21 protein-coding genes and 1 tRNA gene are annotated in these 21,305 nt (G+C 34.6%); 17 read left to right on the top strand and 5 right to left on the bottom strand.

What is annotated here, in order from left to right:
• Nucleotides 1–94 precede the first annotated feature (94 nt).
• The 12 genes from WCG23_01470 (at nucleotide 95) to WCG23_01415 (ending at nucleotide 10,928) form a co-directional block, all read left to right on the top strand.
• On the top strand, nucleotides 95–1,399 hold the full coding sequence (locus WCG23_01470; GenBank protein MEI8388530.1) for an adenylosuccinate synthase: 1,305 nt from the start codon (nucleotides 95–97) through the stop codon (nucleotides 1,397–1,399).
• A gap of 110 nt (nucleotides 1,400–1,509) precedes the next feature.
• Nucleotides 1,510–1,582: transfer RNA gene (locus tag WCG23_01465), tRNA-Lys, on the top strand.
• 131 nt (nucleotides 1,583–1,713) lie between these two features.
• On the top strand, nucleotides 1,714–2,424 hold the full coding sequence (purC, locus tag WCG23_01460; GenBank protein MEI8388529.1) for a phosphoribosylaminoimidazolesuccinocarboxamide synthase: 711 nt from the start codon (nucleotides 1,714–1,716) through the stop codon (nucleotides 2,422–2,424).
• Between the two features lie 75 nt (nucleotides 2,425–2,499).
• Nucleotides 2,500–2,757 carry a phosphoribosylformylglycinamidine synthase subunit PurS gene (gene purS, locus WCG23_01455; GenBank protein ID MEI8388528.1) on the top strand — a complete coding sequence of 86 codons (258 nt, stop codon included), beginning with the start codon at nucleotides 2,500–2,502 and terminating at the stop codon, nucleotides 2,755–2,757.
• An 11-nt stretch (nucleotides 2,758–2,768) separates the two neighbouring features.
• A complete protein-coding gene (gene purQ / locus WCG23_01450) occupies nucleotides 2,769–3,422 on the top strand; it encodes a phosphoribosylformylglycinamidine synthase subunit PurQ (GenBank protein MEI8388527.1) in 654 nt (217 codons plus the stop codon).
• 2 nt (nucleotides 3,423–3,424) lie between these two features.
• Nucleotides 3,425–5,590, top strand: a complete 2,166-nt coding sequence (gene purL, locus WCG23_01445; protein ID MEI8388526.1) for a phosphoribosylformylglycinamidine synthase subunit PurL — start codon at nucleotides 3,425–3,427, stop codon at nucleotides 5,588–5,590.
• Nucleotides 5,587–7,068: an amidophosphoribosyltransferase gene (purF, locus tag WCG23_01440; GenBank protein ID MEI8388525.1), complete on the top strand. Its 1,482-nt coding sequence runs from the start codon at nucleotides 5,587–5,589 to the stop codon at nucleotides 7,066–7,068. The genes purL and purF overlap by 4 nt, the downstream gene beginning before the upstream one ends.
• Before the next feature lie 12 nt (nucleotides 7,069–7,080).
• Nucleotides 7,081–8,052: a phosphoribosylformylglycinamidine cyclo-ligase gene (purM, locus tag WCG23_01435; protein MEI8388524.1), complete on the top strand. Its 972-nt coding sequence runs from the start codon at nucleotides 7,081–7,083 to the stop codon at nucleotides 8,050–8,052.
• Nucleotides 8,053–8,054: 2 nt separating this feature from the next.
• Nucleotides 8,055–9,347: a phosphoribosylamine--glycine ligase gene (purD, locus tag WCG23_01430; protein ID MEI8388523.1), complete on the top strand. Its 1,293-nt coding sequence runs from the start codon at nucleotides 8,055–8,057 to the stop codon at nucleotides 9,345–9,347.
• Nucleotides 9,316–9,726 (top strand): AIR carboxylase family protein, encoded by a 411-nt coding sequence (locus WCG23_01425; GenBank protein ID MEI8388522.1) that lies wholly within the window; start codon nucleotides 9,316–9,318, stop codon nucleotides 9,724–9,726. The genes purD and WCG23_01425 overlap by 32 nt, the downstream gene beginning before the upstream one ends.
• 105 nt (nucleotides 9,727–9,831) lie before the next feature.
• A complete protein-coding gene (locus WCG23_01420) occupies nucleotides 9,832–9,969 on the top strand; it encodes a hypothetical protein (GenBank protein MEI8388521.1) in 138 nt (45 codons plus the stop codon).
• Between the two features lie 398 nt (nucleotides 9,970–10,367).
• A complete protein-coding gene (locus WCG23_01415) occupies nucleotides 10,368–10,928 on the top strand; it encodes a M23 family metallopeptidase (protein ID MEI8388520.1) in 561 nt (186 codons plus the stop codon).
• A 48-nt stretch (nucleotides 10,929–10,976) separates the two neighbouring features.
• Here WCG23_01415 and WCG23_01410 read toward each other — a convergent pair whose 3' ends face one another.
• Nucleotides 10,977–12,104, bottom strand: coding sequence for a GGDEF domain-containing protein (locus tag WCG23_01410; GenBank protein MEI8388519.1), 1,128 nt, complete (start codon nucleotides 12,102–12,104; stop codon nucleotides 10,977–10,979).
• A 119-nt stretch (nucleotides 12,105–12,223) separates the two neighbouring features.
• Between WCG23_01410 and WCG23_01405 the strand changes: the two genes are divergently transcribed.
• Nucleotides 12,224–12,640, top strand: a complete 417-nt coding sequence (locus WCG23_01405) for a YkgJ family cysteine cluster protein (protein MEI8388518.1) — start codon at nucleotides 12,224–12,226, stop codon at nucleotides 12,638–12,640.
• Nucleotides 12,641–12,729: 89 nt separating this feature from the next.
• On the opposite strand, the gene WCG23_01400 is transcribed toward WCG23_01405, so the two are convergent.
• Together WCG23_01400 and WCG23_01395 are read right to left on the bottom strand one after the other, a co-directional pair.
• Nucleotides 12,730–12,888 (bottom strand): hypothetical protein, encoded by a 159-nt coding sequence (locus WCG23_01400; GenBank protein ID MEI8388517.1) that lies wholly within the window; start codon nucleotides 12,886–12,888, stop codon nucleotides 12,730–12,732.
• A 244-nt stretch (nucleotides 12,889–13,132) separates the two neighbouring features.
• Nucleotides 13,133–14,275 carry an aminotransferase class III-fold pyridoxal phosphate-dependent enzyme gene (locus WCG23_01395; GenBank protein ID MEI8388516.1) on the bottom strand — a complete coding sequence of 381 codons (1,143 nt, stop codon included), beginning with the start codon at nucleotides 14,273–14,275 and terminating at the stop codon, nucleotides 13,133–13,135.
• Nucleotides 14,276–14,378: 103 nt separating this feature from the next.
• Between WCG23_01395 and WCG23_01390 the strand changes: the two genes are divergently transcribed.
• Nucleotides 14,379–14,648 carry a metalloregulator ArsR/SmtB family transcription factor gene (locus WCG23_01390; GenBank protein ID MEI8388515.1) on the top strand — a complete coding sequence of 90 codons (270 nt, stop codon included), beginning with the start codon at nucleotides 14,379–14,381 and terminating at the stop codon, nucleotides 14,646–14,648.
• A gap of 62 nt (nucleotides 14,649–14,710) precedes the next feature.
• On the top strand, nucleotides 14,711–17,140 hold the full coding sequence (locus tag WCG23_01385; protein MEI8388514.1) for a DsrE/DsrF/DrsH-like family protein: 2,430 nt from the start codon (nucleotides 14,711–14,713) through the stop codon (nucleotides 17,138–17,140).
• Between the two features lie 72 nt (nucleotides 17,141–17,212).
• Here the strand turns inward: WCG23_01385 and WCG23_01380 are convergent, their stop codons facing one another.
• Complete coding sequence (locus tag WCG23_01380) at nucleotides 17,213–17,524, bottom strand: hypothetical protein (protein MEI8388513.1); 312 nt, start codon at nucleotides 17,522–17,524, stop codon at nucleotides 17,213–17,215.
• Between the two features lie 259 nt (nucleotides 17,525–17,783).
• Here WCG23_01380 and WCG23_01375 point away from each other — a divergent pair, with 259 nt between their 5' ends.
• Both WCG23_01375 and WCG23_01370 read left to right on the top strand, forming a co-directional pair.
• On the top strand, nucleotides 17,784–18,791 hold the full coding sequence (locus tag WCG23_01375) for a YkgJ family cysteine cluster protein (protein ID MEI8388512.1): 1,008 nt from the start codon (nucleotides 17,784–17,786) through the stop codon (nucleotides 18,789–18,791).
• A gap of 128 nt (nucleotides 18,792–18,919) precedes the next feature.
• A complete protein-coding gene (locus tag WCG23_01370) occupies nucleotides 18,920–19,042 on the top strand; it encodes a hypothetical protein (protein ID MEI8388511.1) in 123 nt (40 codons plus the stop codon).
• Nucleotides 19,043–19,449: 407 nt separating this feature from the next.
• On the opposite strand, the gene dnaK is transcribed toward WCG23_01370, so the two are convergent.
• Nucleotides 19,450–21,285 carry a molecular chaperone DnaK gene (gene dnaK, locus WCG23_01365; GenBank protein MEI8388510.1) on the bottom strand — a complete coding sequence of 612 codons (1,836 nt, stop codon included), beginning with the start codon at nucleotides 21,283–21,285 and terminating at the stop codon, nucleotides 19,450–19,452.
• Nucleotides 21,286–21,305 lie beyond the last annotated feature (20 nt).

Raw genomic sequence — 21,305 nt, 5'->3', positions numbered from 1 at the left:
TTGACGATAATCTATGCTTTGCTTATACTACATACTGTTGGCATATTCAGCCTAAATTTGTTTGAAAACCAAGAACTAAAAAGGAGATAAAACTTTGACTAATGCAGTTGTTGTTGGTGCGCAATGGGGAGATGAAGGTAAGGCTAAGATTATTGATCTTCTCTCTGAAAACGCCGATCTTGTAGTTAGGTATCAAGGCGGATGTAATGCAGGGCATACTGTAGTTACAGGCGGTCAAACATATAAATTTCATCTTATTCCTTCAGGAATTTTATACAAAGGAAAAACATGCATTATTGGTTGTGGAACAGTAATTAATCCTGAAGTTTTGAATAAAGAAATTGAAGGATTAAAAGAAAAAGGTATTGATACTTCATGCCTGTACATTAGTACTTCAGCGCATGTAACGCTTCCGTATCATATAGATATTGATGAATTAAATGAAAACGCGCTTGGAAAAAACAAAATAGGCACAACTAAAAGAGGAATCGGACCTACCTATGTCGATAAAATAGACAGAGTAGGCATAAGGGTAGAAGATCTTCTTGATGAAGAAATTTTAAAAGAAAAAATTGATATAGTTCTCCCTAAGAAAAACAAACTGTTAGAATCTTACGGATGTAAGACTTATGATAAAGATGAAATTCTTGAAGTATGCAAAAAATATTCAGAAATGCTTTCTCCTTATGTGAAAGATACTGTCGAATTGTTAAGGCAAGCAATTTTAGAGAATAAAAACATTCTTTTTGAAGGCGCACAAGGTGCGATGCTGGATATTGACCATGGAACATATCCTTATGTAACCAGTTCCAGTCCTATAGCAGGAGGAGCATGCAATGGCAGCGGGATTGGTCCGACATATCTGGATAAAGTTATAGGCGTATTTAAGGCTTATGTAACAAGAGTAGGAGAAGGTCCTTTTGCAACGGAATTGGGCGATATATTCGGAGAAAAAATTCAACAGATTGGCGATGAATTCGGTACTACAACAGGAAGAAAAAGAAGGTGCGGCTGGTTCGATGCAATAGCTGCAAAATATTCCACTCTGTTAAACGGTTTAACAGATATTGCCCTCACAAAACTCGATGTTTTCGATTCTTTTGAAGAAATTAAAATTTGTGTAGGTTATGAAGATAGAAGAGATGGAAGAATTTATGAATATTATCCGTCAATAACAAGCCTTCATAAATATCTTGATCCTATTTATGAAACCATGGACGGCTGGATGCAAAATATTTCGGAAATAAAAAACTACGAAGACCTTCCTGAAAATGCGCAAAAATATATAAAAAGACTTGAAGAAATTATAGGAGTGCAAATTTCTATAATTAGCGTCGGCGCAAATAGAGACCAGACTATTATGCTGAATAGTCCTTTGAAATGTAAAGCGGGAGTATAAATCCTCTTATAAATATGACGATTTATACTTGACTTCAAATTATGCTCTTGGTAATTTAAGTATGTGGATGACACAAAACTTCTAATTAACTGAAAATTCGAATAAGAAATGCGCTATTAGCTCAGCCGGTAGAGCAATCCCCTTTTAAGGGAGAGGTCCCGCGTTCGAATCGCGGATAGCGCATTTTTTTTATGCAATAATTTATTTACCAAAGCTTACAATTTATTGACTCTATATCTTAAGCGTGATAATTTCAAAAATGTGGATGAGAAAAAAATGCCGTTAATTAAAAATAAAAAATAAAGGTGCCAAAAATGATGCTAACAATGCTTTATGAAGGCAAGGCAAAAAAAATATTTGCCACAGAGAATCCAAAAGAGGTTATAATATCTTTCAAGGATGATGCTACAGCGTTTAACGGTGAGAAAAAAGATAGTTTTTTAGATAAAGGTCGTGTGAATCTTGCGTTCACACGATATTTTTTTGAATTACTTCACTCTCACAATGTAAAAACCCATATAGTTTCATTTATCGATGATGTTTCTCTGAAAGCCAGAAAAGTTGATATTGTCCCGCTGGAAGTTGTTGTCAGAAACTTTGCGGCAGGTTCTATTTGCAGAAGACTGGGATTTGAGAAAGGGATGGTTTTTACACCGCCTCTTTGCGAATTTTATCTCAAGGATGATTCGCTAGGCGACCCAATTCTTTGCAAAGAACATATTCGATATATGAATACCGTAACAGAAGAAGAGTTGGCTCAAATTGAAGAAACGGCTCTGGAAATCAATGCAATAATTTCCGGACACATGGATTCTTTTGGTATAATATTAGCGGATTTCAAATTAGAATTTGGAAAAACTGATGACGGAGAAATAATTCTAGCTGATGAAATTTCTCCCGATACCTGTCGTTTTTGGGTTAAAAAAACGATGGAATCTCTTGATAAAGATGTTTATCGAGAAGAAAAAGGTGATTTGGTAACTTCTTACAAAAAACTGGCAGATCTTTTAAATATAGAAATTTAACTGTAGTTGTGATTAGCAACGAAATCCCGATATGATAATTTTATAGTTTTGCAAAACATGGAGTAGAAAAACAACATGAAAAAATATAAAGCAGACGTTATAGTTACTTTGAAAAAAGGTGTCAGAGATCCGCAAGGTACAGCTGTTGATACTGTTTTAAGAAGAACAGGACTGGAAGAAAACGCAGAAGTTCAGGTAGGAAAGTTTTTTACACTTTCAGTCAATGGCAGCAATGAATTAGATGCCAGAGAAAAATTAAGTAAAATCTGTGAAGACGTTCTTTCAAATCCTGTACTTGAGCGTTATGAAGTTGAAAGGTTTTTGGAAGTATGAAAGGCGAAAAGATAAAAGCAGGCGTAGTTGTATTTCCGGGAACAAACTGTGATGTAGACACCAAGCGTGCTTGCGAATATTTCGGCTGGGAAACAAGTTTTATCTGGCATGATGAAACTTCCCTTGAAAAATATGATATTGTCTTTTTACCTGGCGGTTTTTCCTATGGAGATTATATCAGAGCAGGCAGATTGGCAAGGTTTAGCCCTGTTGTAATGGCATTAAGCAACTATATAGGCAAAAAAGAAGGTTTTTTAGTTGGTATATGCAACGGATTTCAGATTCTGTGCGAAGCAAAACTTCTTCCTGGTATTTTGTCTGTAAACGATAATACAAAATTTATTTGCGAAGAAACAGGGCTTTTGTTTGAAAATAAAGAAATATCCCTGCCTATTGCCCATGGTGAAGGTAGATATATCGCAGATGAAAGCACTTTACAGGAAATTAAATCTAAAAAAATTGATTTTCTAAAATATACAAGTAATCCTAATGGTTCTGTGGAAGATATAGCAGGGCTTTGGGATAGAGAAAACAACATTATAGGAATGATGCCGCATCCGGAGAGAGCTATCTTCTTAGAAACAGGAAATACAGACGGAAGAGCTTTTTTTGAGATGATAGACTCCCAAATCAAAGGGAAAGTACTATCCGGAGGAATAAAATAATTATGCAAACACTTGAACTATATAAAGCACTTGGTTTAACGGATTTTGAATATACTGAAATTCAAAAAAGGCTGGGAAGAGAGCCAAACAAGCTGGAGACTTATTTGTTTTCTGCTATGTGGTCAGAACACTGCGGTTATATGCACTCAAGAAAATATTTGTCCAAATTCCCCTTAGGCGGTGCGGTAACTCACGGTGAAAATGCAGGCGGTGTTCAGATTGGTGAGCATGTAATAGTTTTTAAAGTTGAATCTCATAATCATCCCTCGGCTGTAGAACCTTTTCAAGGTGCTGCTACAGGGATTGGAGGGATTATTAGGGATATTCTCGCAATCGGCGCAAGACCTATTGCCCTCTTGGATTCATTAAAATTCGGCAAAATCACTAATAATTTTTCAAAACATATTTTCGACGGTGTTGTTCAAGGTATTTCCCACTACGGAAATTGCATAGGAGTTCCCACAGTAGCCGGAGAAGTTGGTTTTGATGAGTCTTATACAGATTCTCCCCTTGTAAACGTTATGGCGGTGGGGATTGTAAAAAAAGATAAAATCAGATCAGCAAAAGCAGAACCAAACAAAATTGTAATTGCAGTAGGCTCACATACCGGGCGTGATGGTATTCATGGTGCTTCTTTTGCTTCCAAAGAGCTTAATGAAAACTCCAAAGAGGACAGACCTTCTGTACAAGTGGGTGATCCATTTATTAAAAAAGTTTTAACCGAAGCTACACTTGAAATTCTCGATTTAAAAGAAGTTCAAAGCTGTCAGGATTACGGAGCAGCGGGACTCTTATCATCTTCCTCCGAAATGGCTTATAAAGGCGAATGTGGCATAGACCTTCATCTTGATAAAGTTCATTTGAGAGAAAATGATATGAAACCCTGGGAAATTATGCTTTCAGAGTCGCAGGAGCGGATGCTTTTCGTTGTAGAAGAAGACGGCGTTGAAAAAGTTCTTAATATAGCCAAAAAATATGAAATCCCTGCAAGTATTATAGGTAAAACCACCGAAACAGGCAGATACAGGCTATTCTGGCATGGTGAAGAAGTTGCGGATCTTCCGCCGGAAATCCTTGCTGAAGCGCCTAAATACTCTTTGAATGAAGAAGAACCTGAATACATAAATGAGTATAGAAATTTAACGCATAATAAAACCATGCCTATTAATGAATCCATTGAAAAAATTGTATCTGACCCCAATTTTGCTTCTAAAAGATGGGTCTATAGACAATATGACCATACCGTTGGAACAAGAACATCATTGAAACCGTCTCAGGCAGGAGCAGCAGGAATATGGATACATGAAGAAGGCGGTGTTATGGGGCTTGCAATAGATTCAAACGGAAGACAGGTTTTTCTGAATCCTTATGAAGGCGGAAAAAATACGGTTTGGGAATGTTGCAGAAACCTTATTTCGAGTGGGTTTAAGCCTTTAGGCGTTACAAATTGTTTAAATTACGGCAACCCCGAAAAAGACGAAGTTGCTTACCAGTTTGTAAAATCAATAGAAGGAATTGCGGATGCCTGTAGAGAAGAAGGTGTCCCTGTGGTTTCAGGTAATGTTTCTTTTTATAATGAATCCTCGGAAAGACGTGTATTTCCAACCCCGACAATAGGGATGGTCGGATATGCAGATTCGGCAGAAAAGCTTATAAAAGCTGCTTTTTCTACTGATGAAACTTTGATTTTATTGGGTAAAGAAATTAACGATGAATCAAATATAGGCGGCTCTCTTTATCAAAGAGTTATATACGATTTTATTGGTGGAGAAGTAGATAAAACAAACGCAGAACTTGAAAAACAACTTCAAGAAACCATATTTGACCTGAGAGATAATAAAGTTATCGGTGGATGCGTTGATGTTTCAGAAGGCGGGCTTTTCGGAGCAGTCTTTGAAGGCGTAAGAAATGGGAATACAGGATTTAAAGGCAGTCTTATCTTCTGTAAAGACCAGGAAAAAGCGCTTTTGGGTGAAGTTGCAGGAAGATATGTAATTTCAACAAATGAACCCGAAAAAGCAGAAAAAATTCTTCAATCTAAACAAGTTCAATATAAAATACTCGGTAATTGCGTGGATAACGTTTTTGAATTTGACGGAAACAGCTTTGATTTAAAAAAATTATTTAATTTATATGATAAATCTATTGAATTGGAGATGGAAAGATGAAATTTTCCTGTGAAAAACATTGTCTAGGCTATGCTGATTCCAAAATTGACGGAGTAAAATTTTCAGAAGAATGCGGAATCTTTGGAGGTATTAGCCATAATCACAATATAGCTCCTTTTATCCAGCAGGGATTATTCATGCTTCAACACAGGGGACAGGAAAGCGCAGGTTTGTGCTGTGGAGACAAAGATTTAGTTGTTCATAAGAACAAAGGACTCGTGATGGAAGTTCTTACGGATAAAGTAATTCATAATCTAAAGGGCAAAACAGGCATCGGACATGTAAGATATTCAACACAAGGTTCGTCTGATTCACTCCATGCTCAACCGTATGTGATTACTTATCTTGGAGAAAAGGTTTCGGTTGCCCATAATGGCAATGTTGATGCGGCTGTAAAAATGAAAAAACACCTTGAAGAGCAAGGAGAGGTTTTTCTTACAACTTCTGATACAGAAATGATCCTTAAAAAAGTAGTAAGGGAACTTTGCAGACCCCCTTCTGAATGGTCGTTTGAAGAAATCGGCAAAGTGTTAACAAAAAATTTCTTGGGCGGAGCATGGTCAATATTATTTTGTGTACCGGGAAAAGTTTTTGCTTATAGAGATCCTCTCGGATATAGACCATTAGTATTGTGCGAAGCTGAAGAAGGAATTTTTATAAGCTCTGAAGATACAGCTTTTCAATCTTTAACAGAAAAAAAAGTAACACAGATTAAACCGGGAGAAGGCGTTATTATAACCAGAGATGGTTATGAAATAAAAAGATTCGCTCCTGAAATGCCGTCAAAGATGTGTGTGTTTGAACATATATACTTTGCTCGTCCTGATTCAAATATATTCGGTAAAAACGTCTACATGGCAAGAGTTGAACTCGGCAAGAAATGTGCTGTTGAAAACCCTGTTGATGCTGATATCGTTGTTCCTGTAATGGATTCAGGATTTGCTCCGGCACTTGGCTTTTCACAACAGTCAGGAATCCCTTTTCAATTAGGATTAATGAGAAACCGATGGGTTGGAAGGACTTTTATACTTCCTGAACAGCAATTAAGAAGAAATAGCGTTATAAGAAAGCTTACGCCGATGAGAGAGGTTCTTGAAGGCAAAAAGGTAGTAATAATAGATGATTCTATTGTCAGAGGTACAACATCACGTGAAATAGTAAGAATGATAAAGAATTCAGGTGCCAAAGAAGTCCATTTCAGGTCAGCTTCTCCAAAATTAATTAATACATGTCAATGGGGAGTTGATATTCCATCACCGAAAGAGCTTTTAGCGAACATGTATAAGGATACAGAAGGAATAAAGAATTTTATCGAGGCAGATTCTCTGGATTATCTTTCACTTGACGGCTTAAAAGATATTTTCGGATGGGAAGATTGGTGCTATTCATGTTTAACTGCTCCGGTTACCAAAGAATCTAAACATACCAATAAAAATAAACATTGTGATCTGGTTTGTACCGGTTCCATAAATAAATAACAGGAAATTAAAATGAAAATTACTTATGAACAAGCAGGTGTAAGCATCGAAAAGGCAGATATGCTTACAGAACTTATAAGAAATGAAGTCAAAAATGAGAATATAGGAAATTTTGCAGGAATATATGAGCATCTTGTGCTTCCAGACCATTATTTAGTGGGCTGTACAGATGGAGTAGGAACAAAAATAATTCCATTAAGCAAATATAACTTGATTGAAACAGCTGCTATTGACCTTATAGCAATGAATTTGAATGATATGATTTGTGTCGGAGCTTCGCCTTTATTCTTTCTTGATTATTTTGCAACTCATACTCTTGATGTGGAAGTAACTTCAAGATTTATAAAAGCTCTTAAAACTGAATTAAGCAAATATAACTGTATTTTGTTGGGTGGAGAAACAGCAGAACTGAGTGACTTAATGAAAAAAGGACATTTTGATGTTGGAGGATTTGCTTTAGGGCTGGTGAAAAAGGATTTGATGTTAAGAAAAGAAAACGTCGAAGAAGGTGATATTGTAATTGGTCTTAAGTCAAGCGGACCTCATTCTAACGGGTATACTTTGATAAGAAAACTCCACGAGCAAGGGCTTATCAGTGATGAAGAACTTGAAAACACACTAGAACCAACGTATATATACGTAAATGAAATCTTAAAACTATGTAATCAAAATGCAATTAAAGTTTGTGCAAACATAACAGGCGGAGGAATAAAAGGAAACCTCGAAAGAGTTATTCCAGATGCTTTATGCGCTGATATTTCAACCAAAAATATTCCGGAAAATACTGTTTTTACAAAGTTAGAAGATTTAGTTGGTTTTGAAGAAGCCTATAAAACATTTAATATGGGTGTTGGAATGTGTGTAATTGTCCACCCTGACAAACTTAACAGCGTTTTTGAAGTTTGTAAATCTTATGAACCTTTTATTTTAGGGACTATAATAAGCAATTACAAAGAAAAAGTCAGAGTTAACGCGGGAGAATAAACTTGAAAGTTCTTGTATACGGAGGCGGAGCAAGAGAACACACACTTGCATGGAAAATAAAACAATCGCCATTATTGGAAAAATTATATTTATGTAAGCCCAATGACGGATTTGCCGAACTCGGAGAAGTCATTGAGGCAGAAAATCATATAGAACTCGCTCGTATATCAAAAGAAATCGGAATAGATTTAATAGTTGTCGGACCTGAAGACCCTTTAATAAGTGGAATAGTTGATGAATTTAATAAAATCGGAATTCCTGCCATTGGTGCTGATAAAAAATGGGCCATGCTGGAAGGTTCAAAGTCTTTTGCAAAAGATTTTATGGAGCGAAATAATATTCCAACCGCAAAATATAAACTAATTAGCGATAAATCGCAGATAGCAGAGGTTTTAGAGGGATTCAAAATACCTGTGGTCATAAAAGCAGACGGTTTGGCGGCAGGAAAAGGTGTTTATATAGCTTCAACAAAAGAAGATGCTGAAAATACTTTGAAAGATTTTCTGGATGGCCAATTTGGTCAGGCTTCTCAAAAAATTATAGTGGAAGAATTCCTTGAAGGAGCTGAAATCTCCTTAATTTCCCTGTGGGATGGAAAGACACTGCTGCCATTAGTCCCTGCAAGAGATTATAAAAGATTACTCTCCGGCAATAAAGGACCTAATACAGGCGGAATGGGAGCATATTGTCCTGTTTCTCTTGTAGTCAAAGAGTATGAGTGGATTGAAGATTATATAAAACTTTTAAAAGAGGCATTGATTAGAGAAAATGCCGATTTTACAGGTGTGGTTTATTCCGGCTTGATGATTACCGATGAAGGAGTTAAAGTCCTTGAGTATAACATGAGGTTTGGTGATCCTGAAACTCAGGCATTATTAATGCATCTTAATACTGATTTGCTTGAACTTTTCAAGAAGCATTCCGAGAAAAAGCTTGATGAGGTTGAACTTAAATGGAAACATGGGCAATCTTTTTGTGTTGTTGTTGCTGCGGAAGGTTATCCCGAAAATCCGGTTAAAGGCGGTGAAATAGTTAATATTGATGAAATTATTGATAATAACGAAGTAAATATTTTTTATGCAGGTGTAAATATAGATGAAGGAAAACTTTTTGCCAATGGCGGAAGGGTTTTGTCGGTCTGCAAAAGCGGAATTGGCGCGCAAAAAGATATTTACGATGCTATAAAACAGCTTGATTATGTTGATAAAGTGTTTAGAAACGATATCGGTGAAGTTAGCGTTTTTGGGAAAGGTTGTTGCAAAGATGAAGGAACTTGTCATAATTGCGGGGTCTGAAAGTGATACAAGCTTTGTAGAACCTGCCTTAAAATTGGCCGAAGAACTTGGAATAGAAACAGAATATGTTGTATATTCGGCACACAGAAATTTAGAAGAGCTTTTGAATTATCTTGGTGAAATTGAAAAAGCCGGAAAAACTAAAATTATTATTGCTGTTGCCGGATTAGCTGCGGCTTTGCCGGGTGTAGTTGCTGCCAGGGTCAATCTTCCTGTGATTGGTGTGCCTCGAGATACTGGCCCGCTTAATGGGATGGACGCACTTCTCTCGATAGCCCAAATGCCAAAAGGTGTTCCTGTGGCGACTATGGCTATTGGCATGCATGGAATGTTAAATTCGGTAAATTTTGCACATAGAGTTCTTAAACAAATTAAATAAAAAATAAATTATTTATTTAATATATAAAAAGGCAATATTTTGCACTCCGATGTTTTTATATAAGTAAGAGAGATGTAATTCAAAAACTAAGGAGTGTAACAAATTATGAATTTAATAAAAAACAACACACAAGCAATCAGAAAAGCAGATATTAATTTTTTGGAAAGAAGATTAATTGAGCTTCAAGAAAAATATAATTTACAAGACGAAGCCATTGAAAAAATTATTTTGCTAGCCAAATAATTTTAGGTTATACCGCTTCAAAAATAAATTCGGGATTTTAACAACCGGCAGAAAAGCGGTATTCACTGTTAAGAGCGTTATTTTCGGAAACGATGAGTTTTCGAAAATATAAACTCATTTTAGGTTAAGCAATTTTTAATATATATTAAAAAAAATTTACAATTATTTTTTCAAACAGGGTAAGCAATTTACCCTGTTTCTGATTTTAAAAAATTGATTTCTGAAAATAAATTATTAATTTTAAAAAATATATGCCGATTAAATAATTATGTGTTTTTTCAAATACAGAATTCATAGGAGGCTGAATAATTTTATAGTTGTTAGACTTAGTATGTGGATACATGATTAAATATTTTACTTAAAGGCAACCCCAAAAAGCCTTGTGGAGTGGTAGGATCTTGAAAAGATACAAAAAATTTATAATAATATTTGTTTTATTTCTCTGGTTTGTAGTTCAGGGAAGTTTTGCATATGCGAAATATGATGTAGTCGGACCGGTTTACGGAAAAATCTCTTCAGGCTTTGGAATGAGGCCTGATCCGTTCACAGGAAAAATAGCTTTTCATAGCGGTGTTGATATAGCTGCTGATACGGGTACTCCCGTATATGCGGTTCAGGACGGAGTAGTTATTTACAGCGGAGTGAAAGGAGGTTATGGCAATTGCGTAATAATTGACCATTATTATCCTGATCTCCCACAAATTCCAAGACTGCAAACATTATACGGACATAATTCTGCTCTTGTTGTAAATGTTGGAGATACCATAAGACGCGGACAAGTTATATCTTATGTCGGTTCAACAGGTCGTTCAAATGGACCTCATTTGCATTTTGAAGTTACATATAACAAAATGTACGTTAATCCAATGGATTACTTATATAAATTGCCTTCATATCTTGATTATGTTGCTTATGCAAGATCAAAAAACAGATATACTTCTTATAATTCTGGAAATTAAAGTTTAAACTTGAAATTCCCTTCTTGAAGATGAATCCAGGCTTTAAAATTAGCTAACTTTTTTCTTGTAAACCAATTCGATTTTGGGAAGACCGAGAGAAGCTCTTTCAACTCTGTTTCTACCGCTTTCTTTTGCTTTATAAAGTGCTTTGTCGGCTCTCTCGCAGAAATCAATAGGGTTTTTGTCGGACAGATCAAGCTGTGCAACCCCTACACTAATAGTGGCTTTAATCGGTTTTTCTGCTTGATTAAAAATTTCTTCCGCTACAATTTGTCTTAATCTGTCAAGAAGCTCATAAGCTTCAACTTGAGATGTTTCAGGAAGTATAAGAACAAATTCTTCGCCTCCATAACGGCATGCAATATCAGAAGTCCTTGTTTTGCTGGAAATCAAACTGCCAAGCTCTTTTAAAATCACATCGCCTGCGTTATGACCGTATGTATCATTTATTTTTTTGAAAAAATCAATATCAAAAAGAGCAAGACTTAATTGAGTTTTATGTCTTTTAGCCCTTGAAAACTCTTCTGCAATTCTTCTATTAAACTCTCTTCTGTTCATAAGACCGGTTAAAGCATCTGTTGTTGCCATATTGTGAAGCACATCAGCTTTATTTCCCGCAAATTCAATGAAACTGTTAAATATTTTTACCAGATATGTTAATACCCCCATAACTGTAAGGAATGAGAGTGTTTTAGTTAATATAACATTCTGATTAGAAATTAAAAAATCTTTTTGAAACCAGCCAAAAATGTTGGCAATAAATATTATACCTGCGCAGGTGATAAAAATATTCAGGGATAGCTTTGTGTTTCCGTATGATATTCCTTGAATAAGCGGTATTAATGAGAGGAAAATATAGTCACTGTTGCCTGTAAATATTGTAAGCATTATTATAAGTGACGCTGTTAAAACTGTGTTAAAGCCTGACAGGGTTTCGCAGGAATGTTGAGAAGACAAATCAGGCTTATTCGTAACCCATATTAGGATTTCGTTTGAGATTATGTACAGTCCGAGAATAATCCAGCTTAACGAAAGAAAGATATGACAAGTCATACTATGATTTCCGTAATCTTGTAATGAATAAACAACAAGATTTATAATTAAAGCAATAGTCAAAAACCTGTTAAATCTAAGTGTATGAGTGAGTCTTGTGTTTAATTCACCGTGAGCAAACAATATTTTTCTCCGAAAATTTTCTTAATAAAGGTGTTTTATATATAATATTATATTATATTTCGATTTCGTGCAGGATTTTAATATATTTTAATATTTTTAAATTAGTTTAGAATATATTAATGAATGTAAAAGTTTTAATAAAATTTATAAAAAATATTTATTACGAAATAATGTCGAATTTGGTTCTAAAAAAAGTTAAATATGGAATCGAAGGAGAATGCAGTCGTTGCGGTGATTGCTGCCGTTTTATGTACAGTCTTGATGCTTATACAGAAGAAGAATTTAATTTTTTAACAAATTTTTATCCAAAGTATAAAAGATTTAAAGTTATCGGAAAAGATGAATACGGAAATTTAATTCTTGCTTGTAAATTTATAGATGAAACAAATCTTTGTCCTGATTATGAAAACAGACTTGAGATGTGCAAGGATTATCCAAATCCTGCACGAATCAAAGCAGGAGGAAAACTTTATAAAAGATGCACTTATAAATTAATTCCCGAAAAAGACTTTAAAAGTTATCTTTCTTCCGATTAATAATATTAAATTTAAAAATCAAAAAAGAGAGAGGGCTTTTAAGCACTCTCTCTTTAAAAAATATTTTGTTTTTCCGTTTCAAATTCCTTTTAAATAGGGTAAACAGTGACTCCTCGTTCTCTCATATAGTTAATATAACTACGGAGTGCTGTTAAATTAAGATTTGTTGTTTTCTTTTCCGTTTCGTATTTGGAGTTGGTTGTTTTACTTGTTAATGAAGAAAGATCATGAAAAAATTGTTCTCTCATCTAGAAATACCCCGAAACTTCTTGTTAAAGCACTAACCTGATTAAATGCGGATTTTTCTAAATTTACCTCCTTTCTTTTGATTAAATTTTCTTAAAAAACTAAACAAGAAAGTTGAAACATTAACTAATTATATCATTTTTTTAAAAAAAGAAAAGCAAAACTTTTAGTAGTTTATTTTTGTAAGCCCCTTTTTAGAGCCTTTTAGGCCAGTCATTCCTGTTTTAGCCTTATAAAAGGAGGTTTTTATTTCATTCTGTCAAATTTTGCAAGCAGGTCAAAAACTTCGTCAAAAATCAAAATTAAATAATCTGTTTCATCTTTCTTAATATTATACGGAGGTGCAAGTATAATCTTGCTGTCGTTAAGAGTATCAACTATAACACCTTTATTAAAGGCTTCTCTGGCAAACTCATAAGCAGAAATATCAACAACAAGTGTAAAAAACATTCCGCTTGAATAATAATCCACAAGACTTATATGGGTTTCCGATAATTCACCAAGCTTTTGAGTTATATATTCTATGTTTGAACTAATAATTTCGTCGGTTTTATTTGTCTGAAAATCCTGAATTAATTCGCATGCCGCAGAGTACGCAGGAGAGTAAAGTCCTGCTTTTGACTCAAAAAGCTCAATTTGAGGAGTCTTTTCTGATGCAATTAAAGTACTAAAAGGAAATCCCTGACTTAATCCTTTTGAAATTATCAGAATATCAGGCTTAATTTCAGGATTATAGTTGAATAAGCCGTTATTTAGCCTGAGCGGTGCTGTGTTTGCGCAGTCAAAAACAAGCAGTGCATTGTTTTTATCGCATAATTTCCTTACTTCTTTTAAGTACTCTTCTTCTGCGATTATAAATTCGTCAGTCTTTTGAATAATCTGAATTATAACGGCTCCTACAGATCGGGAAAACAGAGTTTTAAGCAAAGAATCTTTGTTTACAGGAACTAATTCTTCTTTAATACCTTTTATCTCGTACAGGTCTTTATTTGCGGAAGCACATGACAAAAGAATCTTATCTTTGCCTGTATTATTAAGATGAATATTTATTAAGTTGCCTGATAGGTTGTAAATTTCCCCTAAACTTGATGAAAAATATACTTTTTCCAATCCTGTCGCTGATTTTAAGATTTCTTTCAACTTCAATGAGTCGTAAGAATCAAACAGCTCGGAATCTAAAAAGCGATTTTCACTTTCGATAATGATATTTGAATACCCGAAAGGATTATTTTCCCTGTTTGACGTTAAATCCAAATATTTTTTTTCATTGATATCGAACAAATAAGAATTTTCCGCTTTTTTTACAGTAAGCGGCAATGGAAAAGAGGGGAATTTCTCTTTCTCCTCTAAGTGTTCAAGTATTTTATCGTCAAATTTATCTTCAAACATGAAATTATTATAACAAGAATATTGACAAATTTAAAACTACTGATATTATATTAGTATATTCGGATATTATAATGTATCGATATGAAAAAATTAAGGTGAAAGTATGGAAAAATCAGAACACGAAAATCTTTCAGAAATCTTCAAAGGACTTGCACATTCTTTAAGAGTTCAAATAGTAATGGGCTTAATACAAAAACAAGAATGCAATGTTTCCAAGATGGTTCAAAATCTTGATGTGCCTCAGCCCACTGTTTCTCAGCATTTGAATATTCTTAAATCACATGGAATTATTGAAGGCTTTCGAAACGGCAATCAGATTTGCTATAAAGTAACTAATGAACAGGTGAAAAAAATATTTAGTTCTCTTAATTAAGATTTTTTAAAAAAAATATAGGAAGATAATAAAAAGAACTAAAATTTTTAATAAGGAGAATAATGATGAAAGTTTTAATAGTAGGCGGAGTTGCAGGCGGAGCAAGCGCGGCAGCGAGATTAAGAAGGCTTGATGAAAACGCTGAAATCATAATTTTTGAGAAAGGAAAGCATATTTCCTTTGCTAATTGCGGTATTCCATATTACTGCGGGGATGTAATCAAAGACAGGGAAAAACTTCTTTTGCTTACTCCGGCTCAACTTGATGCTATGTTTAATATTGAAGCAAGAGTGGAAGCGGAAGTCGTTAAAATTAATCGAGACAGAAAAACCATAACAGTTCTTGACAGAAAATCCGATATCGAATATGAGGAAAATTACGATAAACTGATACTTTCGCCGGGGGCTTCTCCTGTCAGACCAAATATTCCGGGTATAAATGACGAAAGAATTTTTACAGTCAGAAATGTCCCTGATGCAGATGCAATTAAAAATTTTATAAGAAAAAATAAAGTAAAAAATGCAGTGGTTATAGGCGGAGGTTTTATCGGACTGGAAATGACCGAAAATCTCAGGCATCTTGGTTTAAAAGTGAGTCTTGTAGAAGGATCAACTCAAGTTTTAGCCCCTGTTGACATTGAAATTGCAGCACAAATTCACAATCATTTGAGAGATAAAGAAATTGATTTATATATATTTGACGGAGTAAAGTCCTTTGAAAATGGGCAAGAGTTAGCTGTTAATTTATATAGCGGTAAACAAATTAAAACAGAACTTGTAATTCTTGCAATAGGAGTGAAACCGGAATCAAAATTTGCCGCAGAGGCAGGTCTTAAGATAGGTCAAACGGGCGGAATTTTAGTAAATGATTATCTTCAGACTTCGGATGAAAATATATGGGCAGTCGGAGATGTTATTGAGGTCAAAGATTTTATTACGGGGCAAAATGCTTTGATTCCTCTTGCAGGACCTGCAAATAAACAGGGAAGAATTGCGGCTGAAAATATTTGCGGATTCAATTCAAAATATGATGCTACGCAGGGAACTTCTATCCTGAAAATATTTGATATAACTGTTGCAACAACAGGAAACAACGAAAAACAGCTTTCGAAAAACAATATTTCATATATGAAAACTTATACTCCTGTCTTTTCGCATGCCGAATATTATCCGGAAGCTTTTCCTCTTATGATAAAAACACTTTTTTCTTCGGAAAACGGCAAATTGCTTGGAGCGCAAATTATAGGACTTGATGGAGTAGACAAAAGAATAGATGTAATTGCAACAGCAATAAGGTTTGAAAAAACAGTTGCAGACCTCGCAAAACTTGAACTTTCTTATGCTCCTCCTTTCGGGTCGGCAAAAGATCCTGTAAACCTTGCAGGAATGGGTGCGTTAAATATTCTGGAAGGTAAAGTCAAACCTTTTTACTGGGATAATATTGAAAAACTTAATGATGAAACATTTGTTCTTGATGTAAGAGCAAGAGAAGAGCAAATGTTCGGAACACTTCCTCGAAGCTATAATATTCCCCTTGAAGAATTAAGAAGCCGATTAAATGAGCTTCCTAAAGATAAAAAAATTCTTATTTACTGCAACAAAGGCAAAAAATCGTACTTTGCAGCAAGAATTCTTATGCAAAAAGGGTTTGAAGATGTTTACGGATTAATTGGCGGATACAGTATATATAAACATGTGCTTGAAGATAAAAACTTTAAGCAGGATGAAAATAAAAACGTTGCTGATTTTGATTCAATTCCTTTTGATGAAGTTATTTGTAATGAAATTGATGCATGCGGAATGCAGTGTCCCGGTCCGATAATGAAGTTGACTCAGTCTTTAAAAGAACTTAACAGCGGTGAAGTTATTAAGATTAAAACAACTGACCCCGGTTTCAAAAAAGATATTCAGGCATGGTGTAATAGCACAGGGAATACACTGCTTGAAATCAAGGACGAAAACAGGATAATAACAGCTTCTATTCAAAAGGGAACAACAAAGAATAAAATAAACAATTCTTCGGGAACTGATAAAACTTTTGTGGTATTTAGCAGTGACCTTGATAAAGCACTGGCATCTTTTATTATAGCTAATGGCGCGGCTGCAACAGGAAATCCTGTTACCATGTTTTTTACTTTTTGGGGATTAAATATACTCAGAAAAACGCAATCACCAAAAGTTAAAAAAAGGTTGCTTGATAAAATGTTCGGGATGATGATGCCGAAAGGTGCTGATATGCTTATCCTCTCTAAATTAAACATGTTTGGGCTAGGGACTCTTATGATGAAACATGTTATGAAATCAAAAAATGTTGCAACACTTAATGAACTTATCGAACAGGCACAGGATAATGGCGTAACCTTTATTGCCTGTCAGATGTCGCTTGATGTTATGGGAATTAAACCGGAAGAACTTATTTCGGGTGTAGAAATCGGTGGAGTTGCCACTTACATCAACGCTGCCGAAAAATCTGACGTGAATTTATTCATATAATTAATTTAAGAACCAGCCCTTTTTATTTATCACAATAAGGCTGGTTCTTTTTTAATTATATTTTGATTGAAATTAGCTGGACAGACATACTTTCAGGTATTCTATAGTTTTAATTTTATTGCTGTAAAGATATTGTATAAATTTAAGATAGTTTTTTGATGTGGACGAAATACTCAGACTAATCTCAAAACCGTCCGAGCAAAAAGGTTCATAGTCATAAACAACGTAGCTGTTATATTTGCTTCTCCATTCTTTTTTTTCTATTCTGCAATTATTCTCGATAGCTATTTTTTCGAGCCAAGGAAGAATATCTTTGGAAATATTTCTGAATTCCAGCAGATTGGGGTTATATACTTCATCCCCGTAAGTTTGCCCTAGTTCCATAATATTTCTCCTCAGGACATTAGCCTGCTATTTTAAGATTACATGTTTTTTCTCATATTTTTAGATATTTCTGTTTAAATTCTAGGTCATGTGAAGTCTTTTTTAAACAAACTAACGGGCAGGTTCTCGATAGTCCTTTGTGTTAATTTATTCAAATATAATAATGCTTATTAATAATTGCTTCTGTTTTGGCTATTTTTATCCATTTTGGTGTATGTGTTATAGTTTTAATTAAGAAAGAAATCTAACAGGATTAAAAATGAATAAGCTTGATCTGGAAAGAAAAAAAAATAGAATTTTGTATCGTGAACTGTTTTTTGAAGCGGACAAAACTTTTAAAGAACAGCTAAATAAGCTTAAGAAAGAATTTTCTTGCTCAAAATGCCATTCCTGCTGCAAAATAAGATACTCCCCGTTTTCTCCTGCTGATATATATGAACTTTCTCAGAAGGAAGATGTGATTTCTCAGGAATACATCAAGCTTTTTATTCCGTACGGAGCAGATGAATTTTTTACTTATGAACAAGACAACGAAATCCTTGTTGAAATAAATAATGAAAAAGCTCTTGCGGCAGACAATGCTTATGTGTCTTCTGTTCTTTCAAAGTCTTTAGATCCTGTTTATTTTTATTTTTGCAGAAATTTATCGGATGATAAATGTGTTTGCAAAGAAAAAAGTTTTTTATGCGATAATTTCCCGAATTCCGTAACAACCATTCTTCCAAAAAATTGCAGTTTTCGCGAATGGCAAAAATTTTGTACAGATAAAATTAAAAATGAAATAGCTCCGGATATTTATGTAAAAGCAGAGGAAATCAAAAATTACAGTAATAATTTTAACTGCGACAGATGCGCGACCTGCTGCAAGCTTGCATGCTCAGAATATGATTTAGAAGAATTAAAACAAAAAGCTAAAAACGGTGATGAATTTGCAAAACAGTTTTCAAGTATTTTCATTCCCTACAAAACTTTAGATGAAGCAAGGGAAATTTTTCCTGATTATGTGGATTTAGTAAAACAAACTCTTGATGAAGATGAAAATATTTATTTTTATCATTGCCCGCATATTTCTCGTGATAATACCTGCACTATTTATGAAAAAAGACCGGATATTTGCAGGGATTTTCCTGATAATCCGCTGTCTATTTTGCCTCCCGTGTGCGGATTTTATGAGTGGAAAGAAGAAGTTATGGTTGCCTCAATGACTTTGCATGCAATGACATATATTTATAAGTTTTATCTGGAAAAAATCGAGGCAGTTTTGTAAAAAGTTATTTTTTTTTATTTAAATTAAATTCCATGTTGTAATACAAATAATTTTGTAAGAATCTTAGAATAGGAGTATTATTAATTTAATACAAAATACTGATATCAAAATTTAAGGAGAATTTTATTATGTCTAAAGATAAAGGCGGAAAAAGAGAAGTTAAAAAACCAAAACAGGCTAAACCTTCAAAAGCGCCAAACTCTCAAAATTCGGTTCAGTCTGCTACTGCCAAACCCGCAGACAACAAATAATTCTTTTTGTACACTACAAATAAATTAAATAACCTGTTTATGCGATAATTATATTGTAATCAAAAACAGGGGTTAATTTTATTAATAATTTTGTAAAAATATTAAAACAAGCTCATTTTAAACTTGTAGGTGCAAAGTTAGAACGTGTTAAAGATATTTTAGAAAACTATATCTCAGAAGGATATATAATAACGAATTTTAATGTTTATCATAAAGCTGATTTCGTCAATCGTCATCAGGATGACCGGCATGTTAAATTTAACATCAGCAGAGAAAATGAAGAAGAACATATCGAAATTAGTATTGCAAAAGTTTAGAAGCTGTCTTAATATTTTCTGTTTTATCAAATTTTTTAAAATTTAAAAAGCCCCGAAATCTCGGGGCTTTTTAGTATTCTGTATTAAGACTTATTTTGTAAATTCAGCGTCGATAACGTCTTCATCAGAAGGTTTTTCACCGGAATTTCCTTCCGGAGCAGGACCATCGCCTGTAGGCTGACCTTCGCCTCCTGCTTGTTGGTAAGCAGCAGATGATATAGCAAACATTGTCTCTTGAATTTGTTCCTGTAAAGTTTTAATTTTGTCTATAGGAGCATTTTCTTTCAGTTCTTTATCAAGCTCGTCTCTTTGTTCCTTGAGTTTTGTTTTGTCTTCTTCGGATATTTTTCCTTCAAGGTCTTTAAAGAGTCTGTCAGCAGCATGAACTAAACTGTTTGCATTGTTTCTGATTTCGACTTCTTCTTTTCTTTGTTTATCTTCTTCAGCGTGAGCTTCAGCATCTCTAACCATTTTATCAACGTCATCCTTGTTGAGATTGGATGTGTTTGTAATGGTAATTTTTTGTTCTTTATTTGTAGCTTTATCTTTTGCGCTTACATTTACAATACCGTTAGCGTCAATATCAAAAGTTACTTCAACCTGAGGAAGTCCTCTTGGCGCAGGAGGAATACCGTCAAGTCTGAACATTCCGAGAGACTTGTTATCTTTTGCCATAGGTCTTTCACCCTGAATTACATGGACATCAACAGCTGTCTGGTTGTCATCTGCTGTTGAAAATACCTGACTTTTACTGACAGGAATGGTTGTGTTTCTTGGAACCAGCGGTGTTAAAACTCCACCGAGTGTTTCAATACCTAAAGTTAGAGGTGTTACATCAAGAAGAACGATATCTTTGATTTCGCCTGCAAGAATACTTGCCTGAATAGCAGCACCAACAGCAACAACTTCATCGGGGTTAACACTCTGGTTTGGTTCTTTGCCTGTAATGTCTTTAACAAGTTTCTGAACAGCAGGAATTCTTGTTGAACCGCCTACTAATACAACTTCATCAAGCTGTGATGCATTTAATTTAGCATCGTTGATAGCTTGTTCAACAGGTTTTTTGCATCTTTCAAGGAGGTCATGGCATAAATCTTCGAATTTTGCTCTGGTTAAAGTTAAATCCAAATGTTTAGGACCATTTGCGTCTGCTGTAATGAACGGCAGATTTATATTTGTTTCAACAACAGTTGACAATTCACATTTTGCTTTTTCAGAAGCTTCTTTAAGCCTCTGCATCGCCTGTTTATCGTTTCTGAGGTCAATACCTTCAACTTTTTTAAATTCTTCACAGAGGTGGTTCATAACTTTTTCATCAAAGTCATCCCCACCGAGTCTGGTATCGCCGCTTGTTGAAAGAACTTCAAAAACGCCGTCACCAACTTCAAGGATACTTACGTCAAAAGTACCGCCACCAAGGTCAAATACAAGAACTTTTTCATTGGTTTTTTTGTCTAAACCATAAGCAAGAGAAGCGGCTGTAGGTTCGTTAACGATTCTAAGAACGTCAAGACCTGCTATTTTACCTGAGTCTTTTGTCGCTTGTCTCTGGCTGTCATTAAAATATGCAGGAACTGTAATAACCGCGGAAGTGATTTTTTCTCCAAGGTATTTTGAAGCGTCATCAGCGAGTTTTCTGAGAATCATTGCGCTGATTTCTTGCGGTGAATAATCTTTTCCGTCAATGGTTACTTTATGATCTGTGCCCATTTCTCTTTTGATACTTGCAATTGTTCTGTCAGGATTAAGAATAGCTTGTCTTTTAGCTAATTGACCTACTAATCTTTCGCCTGTTTTTGAAAACCCTACGATTGAAGGAGTTGTTCTGCTTCCTTCAGCGTTTGCTATTACAGTAGGTTTTCCACCTTCCATGACCGCTACAACAGAGTTTGTTGTACCTAAGTCAATACCTATCGTTTTTCCCATTTTTCTATTAACTCCTCTTT

It is taken from the genome of bacterium (assembly GCA_037147175.1).
Taxonomy (GTDB): Bacteria; Cyanobacteriota; Vampirovibrionia; order Gastranaerophilales; family UBA9971; genus UBA9971.
Note: the sequence above shows the minus strand (reverse complement) of the source record. Positions and strands in the feature narration are given on the sequence as shown.

Bases quoted from the DNA above. Each gene is read 5' to 3' on its own strand.
- purS (MEI8388528.1), top strand. From the start codon at position 2,500: ATGAAAAAATATAAAGCAGACGTTATAGTTACTTTGAAAAAAGGTGTC.
- WCG23_01380 (MEI8388513.1), bottom strand. From the start codon at position 17,524: ATGGAACTAGGGCAAACTTACGGGGATGAAGTATATAACCCCAATCTG.
- purM (MEI8388524.1), top strand. From the start codon at position 7,081: ATGAAAATTACTTATGAACAAGCAGGTGTAAGCATCGAAAAGGCAGAT.
- purL (MEI8388526.1), top strand. From the start codon at position 3,425: ATGCAAACACTTGAACTATATAAAGCACTTGGTTTAACGGATTTTGAA.
- WCG23_01395 (MEI8388516.1), bottom strand. From the start codon at position 14,275: ATGTTTGAAGATAAATTTGACGATAAAATACTTGAACACTTAGAGGAG.
- WCG23_01405 (MEI8388518.1), top strand. From the start codon at position 12,224: ATGAATGTAAAAGTTTTAATAAAATTTATAAAAAATATTTATTACGAA.
- WCG23_01375 (MEI8388512.1), top strand. From the start codon at position 17,784: ATGAATAAGCTTGATCTGGAAAGAAAAAAAAATAGAATTTTGTATCGT.
- WCG23_01425 (MEI8388522.1), top strand. From the start codon at position 9,316: ATGAAGGAACTTGTCATAATTGCGGGGTCTGAAAGTGATACAAGCTTT.
- WCG23_01420 (MEI8388521.1), top strand. From the start codon at position 9,832: ATGAATTTAATAAAAAACAACACACAAGCAATCAGAAAAGCAGATATT.
- dnaK (MEI8388510.1), bottom strand. From the start codon at position 21,285: ATGGGAAAAACGATAGGTATTGACTTAGGTACAACAAACTCTGTTGTA.
- purF (MEI8388525.1), top strand. From the start codon at position 5,587: ATGAAATTTTCCTGTGAAAAACATTGTCTAGGCTATGCTGATTCCAAA.
- WCG23_01370 (MEI8388511.1), top strand. From the start codon at position 18,920: ATGTCTAAAGATAAAGGCGGAAAAAGAGAAGTTAAAAAACCAAAACAG.
- WCG23_01390 (MEI8388515.1), top strand. From the start codon at position 14,379: ATGGAAAAATCAGAACACGAAAATCTTTCAGAAATCTTCAAAGGACTT.
- WCG23_01400 (MEI8388517.1), bottom strand. From the start codon at position 12,888: ATGAGAGAACAATTTTTTCATGATCTTTCTTCATTAACAAGTAAAACA.
- purC (MEI8388529.1), top strand. From the start codon at position 1,714: ATGATGCTAACAATGCTTTATGAAGGCAAGGCAAAAAAAATATTTGCC.
- WCG23_01385 (MEI8388514.1), top strand. From the start codon at position 14,711: ATGATGAAAGTTTTAATAGTAGGCGGAGTTGCAGGCGGAGCAAGCGCG.